Source organism: Azospirillum fermentarium (assembly GCF_025961205.1).
GTDB lineage: Bacteria > Pseudomonadota > Alphaproteobacteria > Azospirillales > Azospirillaceae > Azospirillum > Azospirillum fermentarium.
In genome coordinates, this window is record NZ_JAOQNH010000001.1 from 24,404 (window position 1) to 39,636 (window position 15,233).

The window sequence follows — 15,233 nt, forward strand, 5'->3', positions numbered from 1 at the left end:
GCGTCAGCCCCAGCGCAGGAAGGTCACCCGCGTGTCGCCATAAAGCCGCTCGTCCAGCGGGGCGAAGCCGTCGGGAAGGATGGGCGTGACCGATGCGGTTTCTTCCAGCATCACCACCGCCCGGGGTGCGAACCAGCCGCCGGCGGCCAGGGCGGCCAGGGCCTTTTCCCCCAGACCGCGGCCATAGGGCGGGTCGAGAAAGGCCAGCGTCGCCGGCTCTTTCGGCGGCGGCGGTTTGGTGGCGTCACCGCGCAGGATCAGGGTGGAGGCGCTTTCGCCCAAGGCGGCGGCGTTGGCCCGCGCGCAGTCCAGCGGCCCGCGCCCCATGTCCAGCATCACGGCCCGCGCCGCGCCGCGCGACAGCGCCTCCAGCGCCAGGGCGCCGGTGCCGCAGAAGGCATCCAGCACCACGGCGCCGCCGATGGGCGATTCGCCGTCCGGTCCCCAGCCGCAATGGGCGAGGATGTTGAACAGAGCCTCCCGCGTGCGGTCGCTGGTGGGGCGCACGTCACGGCCCGACGGGGCCGACAGGGTGCGCCCGCGGTGCTTACCGCCGACGATCCGCACGGCCACCACCACCCCGCGGACCATTGCCGGGCTTGCCGCCCTCGGGCCGGTCCAGACGCAGGCGCTCGCTGAAGGACGCCCGGTTGCCCTGGGGCCGCGGCGCCTCCGTCCGCGCGTCCCCGCGGCCCGCCGGGGCCGGCTTCTGGGGGGCGGACTTCGGGGAAGCAGACTTCGCGGGCGCCGGCTTGGCCGGGCGGCCCTTCGGTGCCGGGCGCTCGTCGCCGCCAAAGCGGTTGCCGGCGGGACGTTCGTCACCAAAACGCTCGCCTCGCACCGGACGGCCCTTCGGCGCCGGGCGTTCATCGCCGCCGAAGCGGTTGCCGGCGGGACGTTCGTCGCCGAAACGCTCGCCTCGCACCGGACGGCCCTTCGGCGCCGGACGCTCATCGCCGCCAAAACGGTTGCCGGCGGGACGCTCGTCGCCGAAACGCTCGCCTCGCACCGGACGGCCCTTCGGCGCCGGGCGCTCGTCCCCGCCGAAGCGATTGCCGGCGGGACGCTCGTCGCCGAAACGCTCGCCTCGCGCCGGACGGCCCTTCGGCGCCGGGCGCTCGTCGCCGCCAAAGCGGTTGCCGGCGGGACGCTCGTCGCCGAAACGCTCGCCTCGCACCGGACGGCCCTTCGGCGCCGGGCGCTCGTCGCCGCCAAAGCGGTTGCCGGCGGGACGTTCGTCACCGAAACGCTCGCCTCGCACCGGACGGCCCTTCGGCGCCGGGCGCTCGTCGCCGCCAAAGCGGTTGCCGGCGGGACGCTCGTCGCCGAAACGCTCGCCTCGCACCGGACGGCCCTTCGGCGCCGGGCGCTCATCGCCGCCAAAGCGGTTACCGGCGGGACGCTCGTCGCTGAAACGCTCGCTGCGGGCCGGGCGGCTCTTGAGCGCCGGGGCCTCCGCACGGGGGCTTGCGGCCTTGGGCGCCGCCGGACGGCGGGCCGGCTTGGGAGAGGCCTTTGCGGCAGGCTTGGACGGCTCGGCATCCTCACCGCTCTGGGCGGCGAAGAAACGGGCGAGCTGGTCCTTCAGCACCCGCTTCGGCACCTCTTCCACCGCGCCCTCGTCCAGCTTGCCCAACTGGAAGGGGCCATAGGCGATGCGGATCAGGCGGGTCACCACCAGACCCAGCGTTTCCATCACCTTGCGGATTTCGCGGTTCTTGCCTTCCTTGATGCCGACGGTCAGCCAGGCGTTGGCCCCCTGCACCCGGTCCAGCACCGCTTCGATGGGGCCGTAATGGATGCCCTCGATGGTCAGGCCCTTGGACAGGTTGGCAAGCTGCTTCTCGTTCACCATGCCGTGGACGCGCACGCGGTAGCGGCGGGTCCAGCCGGTGGCGGGCAACTCCAGGAACCGCGCCAGCTCACCGTCGTTGGTCAGCAGCAGCAGCCCTTCGGTGGTCAGGTCGAGACGGCCCACGGACACCACCCGCGGCATGTCGGACGGCAGGGCGCTGAACACGGTGTCGCGCCCCTTTTCGTCCCGCGCCGTGGTGACCAGCCCGGACGGCTTGTGATAGCGCCACAGGCGGGCCGGTTCCGGCTCGGGCACCGGCTTGCCGTCCACCACCAGCGTGTCGCCGGGGCGCACGACGCAGGCCGGGCTGTCCAGGGTGCGGCCGTTGACCTCCACGCGGCCCTCGGCAATCCAACGCTCCGCATCGCGGCGCGAGCACAGGCCCGCGCGCGCCAGCCGTTTGGCGATGCGTTCACCAGCCTCCGGGGCCGCAGAAGCGCCGGTGCCGTCCACAGAATCAGTCTCAGGGGTGTCCATGGCCGCGACCATAGGGCCAAGCGTGTTTTCCCGCAACGGATTCACGCGGACGGCGGCGCAACGCTCCTCTGTTGGAGCGGCGTCAATCCTCCAGCCGGAACCCCACCTGCATCACCACCTGATACTGGGCGACCTTGCCGCCGCGCACCGCACCGCGGATTTCCTTCACCTCGAACCAGTCCACATGGTTGAGGGTGGATGCGGCGCGTTCGACACCGGCGGAAATCGCCGCCTCGATGCTCCCTTCCGCGGTGCCGACGATATCGACCTTCTTATAGACATGGTGTTCCATGACCGAGCACTCCCTATTGCGGTTCTGTTCATTCGGACCGGTTTCGACAGCGTGAACCTGTCGGCATGCGCGATCAACACCCCACGGCATGATTGATCCCACGGCAGCGCACTTGCGCTGTTCGGCCGCTGGCACTAGTGTCCGCCTGTCTCTTCACCCCCGTTTGCCGAGCGAAACCGCGCCCATGAAGGCTGCCGTCATCGTCTTTCCCGGCTCCAACCGCGAACGCGACGCCGTCGCCGCGCTGGAAGCCGCCTCCGGGGTCCGGCCGTTCCAGGTCTGGCACCGCGACACCGAACTGCCCGATGTCGATCTGATCGTCATCCCCGGCGGCTTCTCCTATGGCGACTATCTGCGCTCCGGCGCCATGGCCGCCCATTCCCCCATCATGCGGGAGGTGAAGGCGCGGGCCGAGCGTGGCGTCCGGGTTCTGGGCGTCTGCAACGGCTTCCAGATCATCACCGAGGCGGGGCTGCTGCCCGGTGCCTTGCGCCGCAACGCCGCGCTGAAGTTCATCTGCAAGCACGCCCCCTTGCGGGTGGAAAACACCGACAGCCCCTTCACGGCGAAATACGCCAAGGGGCAGGTGGTGCGTTTCCCCGTCGCCCACCACGACGGCAACTTCTGGGCCGACGCCGACACGGTGAAGCGGCTGGAAGACAACGGTCAGGTCGCCTTCCGCTACGTCACGCCCGAGGGTGAGGCCAGCGAGGCGGGCAACCTGAACGGCTCCGTCGCCAACATCGCCGGCATCTTCAACGAAAAGCGCACCGTGCTGGGGCTGATGCCCCACCCCGAGGACGCGGTGGAGGCCCTGCACGGCAACACCGACGGCCGCGCCCTGTTCGATGGTCTGGTGGAGGCCCTGTCGTGAGTGACGCTACGGAAGTTCAGGTGACGGCGGAGATCGCCGCCGAGCACGGTCTGACGCCCGAGGAATACAGCAACCTGCTGTCGATCCTGGGCCGCGCGCCGACCATGACCGAGCTGGGCATCGTGTCGGTGATGTGGTCGGAGCATTGCTCCTACAAATCGTCGAAGTTCTGGCTGTCCAAGCTGCCGACCACCGGCCCGCAGGTCATCTGCGGCCCCGGCGAAAACGCCGGCGTGGTGGATTTCGGCGACGGCGACGCCATCATCTTCAAGATGGAAAGCCACAACCACCCGTCGTACATCGAACCCTACCAGGGTGCGGCGACCGGCGTGGGCGGCATCCTGCGCGACGTGTTCACCATGGGTGCCCGCCCCATCGCCAACCTGAACGCCCTGCGTTTCGGGTCGCCCGACCATCCCAAGACCCGCCACCTGCTGGCGGGCGTGGTGGCCGGCATCGGCGGCTACGGCAACTGCGTCGGCGTGCCGACCGTGGCCGGTGAAACCAACTTCCACCCGGCCTACAACGGCAACATCCTGGTCAACGCCATGACCGTGGGTGTGGCCAAGGCCGACCGGATCTTCTATTCGGCCGCCGCCGGCATCGGCAACCCGGTGGTGTACGTCGGGTCCAAGACGGGCCGCGACGGCATCCACGGCGCCACCATGGCATCCGCCGAGTTCACCGAGGATTCGGAGGAGAAGCGCCCGACCGTGCAGGTGGGCGACCCCTTCACCGAAAAGCTGCTGATCGAAGCCTGCCTGGAGCTGATGGCCACCGACACCATCGTCGCCATCCAGGACATGGGTGCCGCCGGCCTCACCTCCTCCTCGGTGGAGATGGCGGGCAAGGGCGGTCTTGGCATCCAGCTCGACCTCGACGACGTGCCGATGCGTGAGACGGGGATGACCCCGTACGAGATCATGCTGTCGGAAAGCCAGGAACGGATGCTCATCATCCTGAAGCCCGGCAGCGAGGATCAGGCCCGCGCCATCTTCGACAAGTGGGAACTGGACTTCGCCGTCATCGGCCACCTGACCGACAGCGGCAAGCTGGTCGTCAACATGCACGGCCGGACCTGGGCCGAGCTTCCCATCGCGCCGATCTCCAACGCCTCCCCGCTCTACGAGCGCCCGTGGGAGCCGACGCCGGCCCGCGCCGAGCTGCCCGCCGACATGCTGGCCGGCTGGAGCCAGCCGCTGGGTGCGACGCTGGAAAAGCTGCTGGCCTGCCCCGATCTGGCTTCCAAGCGCTGGTTGTGGGAGCAGTACGACAGCCTGGTCAACGGCAACACCCGCTTCATGTCGGGTCAGGCCGATGCCGGGGTGGTGCGTCTGCCCGACCAGAAAAAGGCGGTGGCGGTCACCACCGACTGCACGCCGCGCTATTGCCTGGCCGACCCCGTGCGCGGCGGTGCCCAGGCGGTGGCCGAGGCGTGGCGCAACCTGACCGCCGTCGGCGCCCTGCCGCTGGCCATCACCGACAACATGAACTTCGGCAACCCGGAAAAGCCGCGGATCATGGGGCAGTTCGTCGGTGCGATCCAGGGCATGGCCGATGCCTGCCGGGCGCTGGATTTCCCCGTCGTGTCGGGCAACGTCTCGCTCTACAACGAGACCAACGGCGAAGCCATCCTGCCGACCCCGGCCATCGGTGCCATCGGCAGCCTGCCCGACGCCATGATCGCCACCGGGCTGGCCTTCCCCGCCGCCGGCCAGACCATCGTGGTGGTGGGCGAGACCAAGGGCCACCTGGGCCAGTCGCTGTTCCTGCGCGAGATCCTGGGCCACGAGGACGGCCCGCCGCCGCCGGTCGATCTGGCGGTGGAGCGCCGCAACGGCGATTTCGTCCGCGGCCTGATCCGCGAGGGCATCGTCACCGCCTGCCACGACGTGTCGGACGGCGGTCTGATCACCGCCATCGCCGAAATGGCCATGGCGTCGGGCATCGGCGCCACCCTGCCCAGCCTGGACGACCAGCCGCCGGCGCTGCTGTTCGGCGAGGACCAGGGCCGCTATGTGGTCACGGTTGCCCCGGACAAGGCCGCCGACATCATCCTGCGCGCGGGCGAGGCCGGCGTGCCGGTGGCGGTGCTGGGCACCACGGGCGGTGCCGCCCTGGTGGGCGGCAAGGGCGAGATCGTCACCATCGCCGCGCTGAAGGCAGCCAACGAAGGCTGGCTGCCCGGCTACATGGCGGCGGCGGAGTAACACCCTTCCCCCCTCTCCCCCGCGGGGGAGAGGGGATGCCGCCTGACTTCGTTGCCCTCTTCCCGGTTTTTCACAGCCCCCCCTTTTCCTTACAGGAATTGGGGGTATCTTGAATGATCGGGATAGCTGATGACAAACCGCACCGTCCGGCTTAGGTATTAGGGGACACCGCCCCGACGACCGCCGGGCGGGCGCCACAAGAGGCAGACGACACACCATGGCCATGGACGCCGCGCACATCGAAAGCCTGATCAGGGAAGGGATTCCCGACGCCCAGGTCCGTATCGAGGATCTGCGGGGGGACGGCGACCATTACGCCGCCTATGTCGAATCCCCGGCCTTCAAGGGCAAGACCCGCATCCAGCAGCACCAGATGGTTTACGCCGCCCTGCAGGGCCGCATGGGCGGTGAGCTGCACGCGCTGGCGCTGCAGACGGCGGTGCCGAAGGACGCCTGATCCCACCCGCCCATCCGGCGCAACGGGCCATACCAAACAGAGGGTTTACGCGATGGATTCCGCCGTTACCGAGCGCATCAAGCAGGACATCTCCCAGAACGACATCGTTCTGTTCATGAAGGGCACGCCGGTGTTCCCGCAGTGCGGCTTTTCCGCCGCGGTGGTCCAGGTGCTGGACCAGCTGGGCGTGAAGTTCAAGGGCGTGGACGTGCTGTCCGATCCGGGCCTGCGCGACGGGCTGAAGGTCTTCTCCCAATGGCCGACCTTCCCGCAGCTTTACGTGAAGGGTGAACTGGTCGGCGGCTGCGACATCGTGCGGGAGATGTATTCGACCGGCGAGCTGCAGCAGCTTCTCCAGGACAAGGGCATTTCGGCGGTCTCCGTCTGAGATTTGCCCCCCGGACGCCGGCGCCAAAGCCTGCGAATCGACACGGCCCTGCATCCTTTCCGGGTGCGGGGCCGTTTCATTTGTAATCATGCGATGAACGCGCCCCGGCCATGCCGGGACTGCCCATCGCGTGGGCAGACGGGGGCGTGTTAGACAGGGGGGATGACGCAAAGCCCCCTCCCCTCTCCCGCGCGTGATCAGGCCCTGACGGGGCTGTTCGCCGCACTCGGCGCTTTCCTGATCTGGGGGCTGGTGGCTCCCGCCTACTTCAAGTTGCTGGACGGCACCGGCCCGGTGGAGATCGTGGCGCACCGGGTGGTGTGGACGGTGCTGCTGGTCGGCGGGTTCGTGCTGGCGTCGCGGCCCATCGGCGCCATCGTCGCGGCGGTGGGAACGTGGCGGCGGCTGGGGATCTTCGTGGTCACCACGCTGCTGATCTCCTGCAACTGGACCATCTTCATCTACGCCGTCAGTTCGGGCCAGTTGGTGCAGTCCAGCCTGGGCTATTACATCAACCCGCTGGTCAACGTGGTGCTGGGGGTGCTGTTCCTGGGCGAACGGCTGACGCGGCAGCAGATGGCGGCGGTGGGCATTGCCTCAGGCGGCGTGCTGTATCTGGTGCTGTCCTATGGGGTGTTCCCCTGGCTGGCGCTGACGTTGGCCGTGACCTTCGGCTTCTACGCGCTGGTGCGCAAGAAGGCGTTCATCGACCCGATCATCGGGCTGGTGGTGGAAACGGCGCTGCTGGTGCCCTTGGCGCTGGGCTATCTGCTGTGGCTGGGGGCGGACAACAGCTTCATCCACGGCGGCATCGGCCACGGGCTGCTGCTGATGGTGTCGGGACCGATGACGGCGGTGCCGCTGATCCTGTTCATGATGGCGGCATCGCGGCTGAAGCTGTCCACGGTGGGGCTGCTGCAATACATCGGCCCGACGGGACAGTTGCTGCTGGGCGTGCTGGTCTATGGCGAAGCCTTCACCAGCGCGCACGCGGTGGCCTTCGTCTGCATCTGGGTGGCGCTGTGCGTCTATTCCGCCAGCGCCTTCACAGCACTCCGGGCACGGCGGGCGGCGGCGGAGTAGAGGGCGGCGGGGAGGACGGATGGTCCACGACACGCTTCGGGCGGAATACGAAGCCGCCGTCCGCGCCATCCGGTCCCTTGTGGAGGCGATGCGGCGGGACGGCACAGCGGTCGAAGACATCGCCCGTGCCGCGCATGAGCAGCGGCGGCGGTTGGCCACCGACTTCAAGGAACGGACGCCCGAACCCATGCGGTCGCTGATCTACCGGCACACCGCCGCCACCTATGGCGATCCTCTCGGGCCGACGCTCGAAACCCTCCGGGCCAAGGGAAAGACCTGGGAGGAGATCATCGAGAGCGCGGCACGGCCCGGACGCCCCCCACGGGGCGGGGACGCCTGACAGGCCGGTCGTCCCGCCGCTCCTCACATATGACGGCCCCGCCTCACACGATGTTGGTGAACCCATTGGTGATGGGATACCGCCGGTCGCGCCCGAACAGCCGGGGGGTGATCTTCACCCCCGGGCATGCCTGACGGCGCTTGTACTCGGCGATGTGCAGCAGGCGCCAGACCTTGTTCACCGTTTCCGCCGGGTGGCCGCGGGCGATGATGTCGGGGATGCCCATGTCGCGTTCCACCAGACATTCCAGAATGTCGTCCAGCACGTCATAGGGCGGCAGGCTGTCCTGGTCGGTCTGGTTGGGCTTCAGCTCGGCGGTGGGCGGCTTCACCAGCACGCGCTCGGGCACCACGCACCCGCCGGGGCCGCGCGCCCCCGCCGGCTGGTGCTGGTTGCGCCAGCGCGACAGCGCGAAGACCATGGTCTTGTACACGTCCTTCAGCACCGAATAGCCGCCGCACATGTCGCCGTAGAGAGTGGCGTAACCCACCGACACCTCCGACTTGTTGCCGGTGGACAGCACCATGGCGCCGAACTTGTTGGACAGCGCCATCAGGGTCAGGCCGCGGGCGCGGGACTGGATGTTCTCTTCGGTGATGTCGGGGTCGCGGCCCGCGAAGGCCGGGGCCAGCATGGACCCGAACGCGTCCATGGCCGGCACGATGGAGATGGTGTCGATGCGGCAGCCCAGCAGTTCCGCCGATTCCGCCGCGTCGTCCAAGCTCTCCTGCGAGGTGTAGGGGGACGGCATCATCACCCCGTGCACCCGGTCAGGCCCCAGCGCGTCCACCGCCACCGCCGCCGACAGCGCCGAATCGATGCCGCCCGACAGCCCCAGGATCACGCCGGGGAAGCGGTTCTTGTTCACGTAATCGCGCAGGCCCAGCACCAGCGCGCTGTAGACGGCCTCCAGCCCCTCCGCCGGGGGGATCATCTCGCCCTCCGCACAGGTCCAGCGGTCGTCGGCCCCGCGCGCCCACCGGGTCAGGGTTAGGTGCTCGGCGAAGCCGGGGGACAGGGACTTCAACGACCGGTCCCCGTCGATGACGAAGGAGGAACCGTCGAACACCAGCTCGTCCTGTCCACCCACTTGGTTGACGTAGATCAACGGCAGGCCGGTTTCGGTCACCCGCGCCACGGCCAGCGCCACCCGCTGGTCATGCTTGCCCACCTCGAACGGGCTGCCGTTGGGGACCACCAGGATCTCGGCCCCGGTTTCGGCCAGCGCCTCGGCCACGTCGGGGGTCCACATGTCCTCGCAGATCAGCACGCCCAGACGCACGCCGCGGAAATTCACCGGCCCCGGCAGCGGCCCGGCGGCGAACACCCGCTTTTCGTCGAACACGCCGTAATTGGGCAGGTCGTGTTTCAGCCGCACCGCGGCCACCGTGCCGCCGTCCAGCAGCAGGGCGGCGTTGTGCACCCGCCCGTCCTGGCGCCAGGGGGCGCCCACCAGCATGGCCGGACCGCCATCGGCGGTGGCGAGCGCCAGATCCGCCACCGCCTTTTCCACGCGGTCGAGGAAGAAGGGCTTCAGCACCAGATCTTCCGGCGGGTAACCGGACAGCACCAGTTCGGTGTAGACCACCAGATCGGCGCCGCGGGCGGCGGCTTCGGCGCGGGCCGCCAGCACCCGTTCGGCGTTCGCGGTCACGTTGCCGACGGTGGGGTTGGTCTGGGCCAGCGCGATGGACAGGCGGGCGGGAATGGAACGGTCGGTCATGGCCTTACGTCAGCAGCAGCGCAGGCGCGCGCCGCGCCCCATGGGTGCCGCGCCCCGCCCGCAAAAAGGTTCGGGCGACAGCCTAGCACACATCGGGCGGAAATCCTGACACCCGGATTTCCGCCCGATGGTGGAACGCTAGCCGAACGCCGGATCAGCGGCTGGGCTGGTCCGGCTGATCGGGCTGGTCGTCCTGATCCTTGGGCCGGCGGTCGCGGACGATGGACAGGGGTACGTCGTCGGCGGTCACCTCCAGGATCGGGTGGCCGTCCAGCAGGGTGGGACAGATGCGGTCCTGCGTGAAGGCGATGAAGAAATCCGCCTCCCGCCACAGCGGCTCGATGCCGTTGACCAGCTTGAGCCAGGGGGGAAGCTCGTAACGCGCGGCCAGCGCGTTGCCGCACACCACCAGGGTGTAGGTGCGTTCGGGCGGGTGGCCACCATTCTCCATCTCGATGAAGGCCTGGAGCTGCTTGACCGATTCCAGCACCGAATTGCCCCAGTAATCCAACTCGAACCGCCCCTCGGCCCCGCGGGTGCCGCCGACCAGGCTGTTGAAATAGACGTATTCGTTGGGGTGCATCGCCCCCAGATGCCAGCCCCCCACCACGCAGATGCCGACGGCGGCGGCGGCGAACGCCTGGGCGATCCGGGCGCCGGCCCGTTCGGCCATCCGCCACGCCCCGTCCAGCCCGATGGCGGCGAACACCACCAGCGGCGGCACGGTGAACAGGAAATGGCGCACCCCGTTGTACACCGTGGGCCGCATCAGCATGAACAGCACCACCGGCAGGATGGCCGCCAGAATGGTGGGCAGCTTGCGCACCGTCGCCTGCCAGCCGCAGGTGTAATAGCACGGGCGCCGGACCAGCCACGATACGCCGATGCCAATCGCGATCAGCAGGCCGGCCAGCACCACTTCCGGCAGCTTGATCAGCAGATAGACGGGCAGATAAAGCGCCGGCGGGCTTTTCGCCTGCACCAACTGGCCGTTGAACAGCGTCTCGATGTTCAGGGGGAAGTGGGAGAAGGTCTGAACCGCCTTCAGGATGTTCCCCGGCTCCTGCACCACCCACGGCCAGAACAGGGCCATCACCCCCAGCGCCACCGGGATCGACGGCAGCAGCGCCACGATGCCCCGCCCGGCGTCGCTGAGCGCGCGGGTGCGCCCCTCGTTGCGCCAGACCACGGCCCACGCGGCCAGCAGCGCCAGCCCCAGATACCCCGCCACCAGCACCCCGCCCACGCGGATGGCCAGCGTCATGCCGAAGACAAGGCCGAATTTCAGCACCGCCGACAGCCGCGGGCGGGGCAATTGATCGAGAATCCGCGTGGCGAAATAGAGCGACCACACGGTGCCGGCGGCGAACGGCACGTCCTTGGTGTTGTTGAACATGGCGCCGTAATAGACGCCCGACAGCGTCAGCAGGACCGCGGCGATGAACCCCGCCCGCGGTCCTGCCAACAGCCGCGCCAGCCGCCATGTGCCGCCGACGCCCAGCACCCCCACCAGCGCGCACAGCAGGTGGCGGGTGTCGTACTCGCTGAACGGCGAGATGGGCAGCAGCGACGCCACGGTCAGGTCGAACAGCCCGCCGTAATAGAACAGATCCTTGAAGACGAAGGCCGATTTATCGGTGAAGCCGCTGAGGTAATAGGCCAGCAGCTTCTTGCCGTAGATGTGCTGGACCTCTTCGTCGATGCTGATGCTGTAATCGCGGAAGGTCAGCAGCGCCAGCACGAACAGCCCGAACAGCAACAGCCGCGCCAGCCCATCCCAGGGGATGACGGCGGCCGGGGCGGTGCGCGCGGTCACCGGCGCCGTTTCGGTGATGGAACGGGACGGCAGATGGTTCACGGCGTGGAATCCTCACGCGGGGATGCCGGGGCCGGGGCATCCCACGACACGGCGGCGGGGTCGGGGGTGCGGCCGAAGCCATAGGTTTCCCGCACCACGAACAGCGGGCGGCCCTTCACCTCGTTGAACACCCGGCCCAGATAGTCGCCGATGACGCCGAGCGTGATGAGCTGCAGCCCGCCCATGAACAGCACCGACACGATCAGCGATTCGTACCCCGGCACGTCCACCCCGTGGAACAGGGTGCGCAGCAGCCGCACGACGATGTAGAGAAAGGCGAAGCCCGACACCGCCAGCCCAAGCAGGCTCCACACCCGCAAGGGGAAGGTGGAGAAGGCGGTCAGCCCGTCCAGCGACAGGCGCAGCAGCTTCAGGAAGCCCCATTTGGTATCGCCGCCCGCCCGTTCGCCCTGTTCATAGGGGATGGTGATCTGGCGGAACCCGACCCAGGCGAAGATGCCCTTCATGAAGCGGGTGCGTTCGGGCATGCGGTTGATGACGTCCACCACCCGGCGGTCCATCAGGCGGAAATCCCCCACCTCCCGCGGCAGCTTCACTTCCGACAGATTGTCGAAGATCCAGTAGAAGCTGCGGGCGAAGATACGGTGGGCCAGACTCTGGCCCACGCGGGCGTGACGGGCGGCGGCCACCACGTCGTACCCCTCGCGCCATTTGGCGATGAAGGCGGGCAGCAGTTCGGGCGGGTGCTGCAAATCGGCGTCCATGGGCACCACCGCATCGCCCGAGGTGTGGGCCAGCCCCGCCGACAGCGCCAGCTCCTTGCCGAAATTGCGCGACAGCTCCACCACCTTCACCCGCGGCTCGCGGGCGTTGACGGCGACCAGACGGGGCACGGTATCGTCGCGGCTGCCGTCGTTGACGCACACCACCTCCCAGTCCATGTCCAGCGTCTCCAGCACGGGGATCAGCCGGGCGAAGAGGGAGTCCACGTTGGGGCCTTCGTTGTAGAAGGGGATCACCACCGACAGCAGCGCGCGGCTGCCGCGGTGGGAGCGGGGCGCATCCGGCGCAGCCGAAACGGGACGTTCACGGGATTGGGTCATGGAGGGGGGCCAAGGTGGGGTGAGTGCGTTCATGACCGGACTCCGCCAAACGGCGCCCGACGGCTCCGGCCAGCCGCGGGGGTGTCCCGGGCTATAACATGCCTTGCAAGCATGGGCAAAACGCCTCAATGTCTGGTTAATGGCTGGCCGTTCCGCCCACGGGCGGAGCACCACCGGAAAGCATGAACGTCCGCCCCTTCCGGCTTATTCCAGAAAGCGGCGGGATGGCGCGCATTTTCATGGTTTTTGCGGTGCATCACGGCGAAAGGGCACGGCGGCGGCCTGCGGCGCTTGCGAATCGGGGGCCGATGGGGGCAGATAGGGGCAGCATCCCCGATCCCGTTCCGGCTTTTTCCCCATCATGATCCTGACCCCCATCCCCGCCGACGTCCTGCCCGACGCCATCGCCTGCTTCGCCCGTCATCTGGACGCGGCGGGGGACACGGTGGCGCTGGCCGCGTTCCGCCGCATCGCCGCCACCTGGCCGGTGGACAACGGCGTGGACACCCCGGCCCAGCGCGCCGAGGGCGAGGAGTTGGCCCATGCCCACGGCATCGGCACCCTGCGGGAGGAACCGTCGTCGTCCTTCATGTGGGACGGCGCGGTGATCCGCACGGTGGTGGAGGCCACGGTGATCGTGCACGAGGTGGCCCATTGGCTGTGTGCCGCGCCCGAGCGCCGCCATCTGCTGGACTTCGGCCTCGGCCCCGGCCCGGAAACCACCCAGCGCAAGGAAGCCCGCGCCCACAAGCGCCTGAGCTTCGAGGACTGCATGAAGGAGGAGGCGCAGACCTCGCTCCTCGGCGTGCTGTGGGAGGCGGAACTGGGCCACCCCGCCATTCTGGCGTTCCTGGAACAGAACTGGATGGAAGCGTGGGAGCGGCCCGGCACCGCCGCCTATTTCACCGGCCATGTGAACGAGCTGCATGAACGCGGCCTGATCGACGCCGAGGGCCGCCCCACCACCGCCCGCGCCTGGGCCGACGCCCGGCGCCAAGGAGTTGCCGCATGAACACCGTCACCGTCGTCCCCCTGGCCCCGGAGCACGAGGCGGCGTGGCGCCGGCTCTACCACGGCTACCGCGGCTTTTATAAGAACCCGCAGGACGACGCGGTTCTGGACCGGCTGTGGGGCTGGCTGCTGGACCCGGCCCACCCCATGGAAGGGCTGGTGGCGGTGCGCGATGGCGTGCCGGTGGGTCTGGCCCATGTGTGCGCCACCCCCTCCCCCATCCGGGCGGCGGACATCGGCTTTCTCAACGACCTGTTCGTGGACCCGGACATCCGCGGCGGCCGTGTGGGCGAGGTGCTGTTGGCCGCCGTCGCCGATCTGGCCCGCGCCCGCGGCTGGCCGCTGGTGCGGTGGATCACCGCCGACGACAACTACCGCGCCCGCACCCTGTACGACCGCGTGGCGGTCAAGGCGGGGTGGAACACCTATGAGATGAAGACGGTCTAGGTCTTCGCACGGGCCGGGGAATGACGGAACAACCATCCCTCAGGGGCGGCGTGCCGGTTCCACATTCACGATTCGACACGCGCAGCACCCCCGCCGCGCTTGCCCACGACCGATGGCGCGCCCTGATCGGCGTTCTGTTCGATGCCCAGCCGGTCATGGAGGGGGAGCACGGCTTTTCCGTCCAGCTCGACGCCTGGCGGGTTGACGATGTGGGGCTGGCGCTCATGACCGCATCGCCCCACCGCTTCAGCCGGTCGCGGGCCAAGATTTCCCGCGACGGTATGGACGGGTATCTGCTGCAATTCTACACCGCGGGCGAAAGCCGGGACTGGGGCGGGGATTACGCGGCGGGGGCCGGCGATCTGTATGTGATCGACATGGCCCAGCCGGTATCAACCCTGACCACCCGCCATTCCCACATCGACATCGTGGTGCCGCGGCGGCGGCTGGCGGAACAGCTTCGCACCCCGGACCAGTGCCATGAGCGGGTTCTGCCCGCCGGCCTGCCGCTCGTCACCCTGCTGCGCGACATGGCGCTGAGCTATCTGCGGCAACTGCCGTTCCTGTCGGCGGCCGATGCGTCCGCGGCCCTCACCCCCCTGATCGGGCTTGCCGCCGCCGCGATCAACGGCACCGCCGGGGACGATCACGCCACGGCGGTGAGGACCGGCCTCTTCGTACAGATCCGGCGCTTCATCGACAACCGGCTTCTCGACCCCGGCCTGTCGGTGGACCTCATCCTCGTCAGGTTCGGCCTGTCGCGGCGCAGCCTGTACCGGCTGTTCGAACCGGTGGGCGGCGTGGACGCCTATATCAAGAAACGCCGGCTGGCCATGGCGCAGCGCGCCCTGAAAGACCCTGCCAACAGTGCATTGTCGATCGCCGACATCGCAACCATGCACGGCTTCGCCAGCGCCGAGCATTTCACGCGGAGCTTCCGCGGCGCATTCGGCGTGACCCCGCGCGAAATGCGGTTCTACGCCCCCGCCGAATCGGGGGGCGGCACCGCCGACATCCCCGATGCCGCGTGGTCCCGCTGGATCGCCGAGATCGGGCGCTGACCGCACCGCCTTTCCCCGGGCTGGCATCACCGGTCAGCTTTCTGGCTCTGCCGGTCAGATCGGCAGCCGCCCGCCGGGACCTTGTTGAAACGG

The 15,233-nt window shown here is 68.9% G+C and carries 15 protein-coding genes; 9 read left to right on the forward strand and 6 right to left on the reverse strand.

Translation table 11 applies throughout. The annotated features are described in order from the left end of the window. Nucleotides 1-3: 3 nt before the first annotated feature. From M2352_RS00120 to M2352_RS00130, 3 genes are all read right to left on the reverse strand, one after another. On the reverse strand, nucleotides 4-591 hold the full coding sequence (locus M2352_RS00120) for an RsmD family RNA methyltransferase (RefSeq protein ID WP_264662489.1): 588 nt from the start codon (nucleotides 589-591) through the stop codon (nucleotides 4-6). Continuing rightward, nucleotides 548-2,332 carry a pseudouridine synthase gene (locus tag M2352_RS26460; protein ID WP_319802005.1) on the reverse strand — a complete coding sequence of 595 codons (1,785 nt, stop codon included), beginning with the start codon at nucleotides 2,330-2,332 and terminating at the stop codon, nucleotides 548-550. The genes M2352_RS00120 and M2352_RS26460 overlap by 44 nt, the downstream gene beginning before the upstream one ends. Before the next feature lie 82 nt (nucleotides 2,333-2,414). Next, entirely contained in the window at nucleotides 2,415-2,624 is a 210-nt protein-coding gene (locus tag M2352_RS00130) for a dodecin (RefSeq protein ID WP_264662490.1), read from the reverse strand. Nucleotides 2,625-2,808: 184 nt separating this feature from the next. On the opposite strand from M2352_RS00130, the gene purQ reads away from it, so the two are divergent. The 6 genes from purQ (at nucleotide 2,809) to M2352_RS00160 (ending at nucleotide 7,976) form a co-directional block, all read left to right on the forward strand. Continuing rightward, complete coding sequence (gene purQ / locus M2352_RS00135; RefSeq protein ID WP_264662491.1) at nucleotides 2,809-3,498, forward strand: phosphoribosylformylglycinamidine synthase subunit PurQ; 690 nt, start codon at nucleotides 2,809-2,811, stop codon at nucleotides 3,496-3,498. Beyond that, the gene (gene purL / locus M2352_RS00140) at nucleotides 3,495-5,708 is read left to right on the forward strand and encodes a phosphoribosylformylglycinamidine synthase subunit PurL (RefSeq protein WP_264662492.1); all 2,214 of its coding nucleotides are present in this window, start codon (nucleotides 3,495-3,497) and stop codon (nucleotides 5,706-5,708) included. Before purQ ends, purL begins: the two co-directional genes overlap by 4 nt. A 217-nt stretch (nucleotides 5,709-5,925) precedes the next feature. Beyond that, nucleotides 5,926-6,165 (forward strand): BolA family protein, encoded by a 240-nt coding sequence (locus tag M2352_RS00145; protein ID WP_264662493.1) that lies wholly within the window; start codon nucleotides 5,926-5,928, stop codon nucleotides 6,163-6,165. Between the two features lie 52 nt (nucleotides 6,166-6,217). Further along, nucleotides 6,218-6,553 carry a Grx4 family monothiol glutaredoxin gene (gene grxD, locus M2352_RS00150; protein ID WP_264662494.1) on the forward strand — a complete coding sequence of 112 codons (336 nt, stop codon included), beginning with the start codon at nucleotides 6,218-6,220 and terminating at the stop codon, nucleotides 6,551-6,553. Nucleotides 6,554-6,715: 162 nt separating this feature from the next. Then, nucleotides 6,716-7,636 (forward strand): EamA family transporter RarD, encoded by a 921-nt coding sequence (gene rarD, locus M2352_RS00155; RefSeq protein WP_264662495.1) that lies wholly within the window; start codon nucleotides 6,716-6,718, stop codon nucleotides 7,634-7,636. 19 nt (nucleotides 7,637-7,655) lie between these two features. After that, on the forward strand, nucleotides 7,656-7,976 hold the full coding sequence (locus M2352_RS00160) for a hypothetical protein (RefSeq protein WP_264662496.1): 321 nt from the start codon (nucleotides 7,656-7,658) through the stop codon (nucleotides 7,974-7,976). A gap of 43 nt (nucleotides 7,977-8,019) precedes the next feature. On the opposite strand, the gene M2352_RS00165 is transcribed toward M2352_RS00160, so the two are convergent. The 3 genes from M2352_RS00165 to M2352_RS00175 form a co-directional block, all read right to left on the reverse strand. Continuing rightward, the gene (locus M2352_RS00165; RefSeq protein WP_264662497.1) at nucleotides 8,020-9,699 is read right to left on the reverse strand and encodes an NAD+ synthase; all 1,680 of its coding nucleotides are present in this window, start codon (nucleotides 9,697-9,699) and stop codon (nucleotides 8,020-8,022) included. A 154-nt stretch (nucleotides 9,700-9,853) separates the two neighbouring features. Continuing rightward, nucleotides 9,854-11,557 (reverse strand): glycosyltransferase family 39 protein, encoded by a 1,704-nt coding sequence (locus M2352_RS00170; RefSeq protein ID WP_264662498.1) that lies wholly within the window; start codon nucleotides 11,555-11,557, stop codon nucleotides 9,854-9,856. Continuing rightward, on the reverse strand, nucleotides 11,554-12,654 hold the full coding sequence (locus M2352_RS00175; protein ID WP_264662499.1) for a glycosyltransferase family 2 protein: 1,101 nt from the start codon (nucleotides 12,652-12,654) through the stop codon (nucleotides 11,554-11,556). Before M2352_RS00175 ends, M2352_RS00170 begins: the two co-directional genes overlap by 4 nt. 328 nt (nucleotides 12,655-12,982) lie before the next feature. Here M2352_RS00175 and M2352_RS00180 point away from each other — a divergent pair, with 328 nt between their 5' ends. From M2352_RS00180 to M2352_RS00190, 3 genes are read left to right on the forward strand one after another with little or no spacing between them, the layout of a single operon-like run. Next, entirely contained in the window at nucleotides 12,983-13,633 is a 651-nt protein-coding gene (locus tag M2352_RS00180) for a hypothetical protein (protein ID WP_264662500.1), read from the forward strand. Beyond that, a complete protein-coding gene (locus M2352_RS00185; protein WP_264662501.1) occupies nucleotides 13,630-14,079 on the forward strand; it encodes a GNAT family N-acetyltransferase in 450 nt (149 codons plus the stop codon). Before M2352_RS00180 ends, M2352_RS00185 begins: the two co-directional genes overlap by 4 nt. A 50-nt stretch (nucleotides 14,080-14,129) precedes the next feature. Beyond that, nucleotides 14,130-15,140 carry a helix-turn-helix domain-containing protein gene (locus M2352_RS00190; protein ID WP_264662502.1) on the forward strand — a complete coding sequence of 337 codons (1,011 nt, stop codon included), beginning with the start codon at nucleotides 14,130-14,132 and terminating at the stop codon, nucleotides 15,138-15,140. The last annotated feature ends 93 nt before the right edge of the window (nucleotides 15,141-15,233 follow it).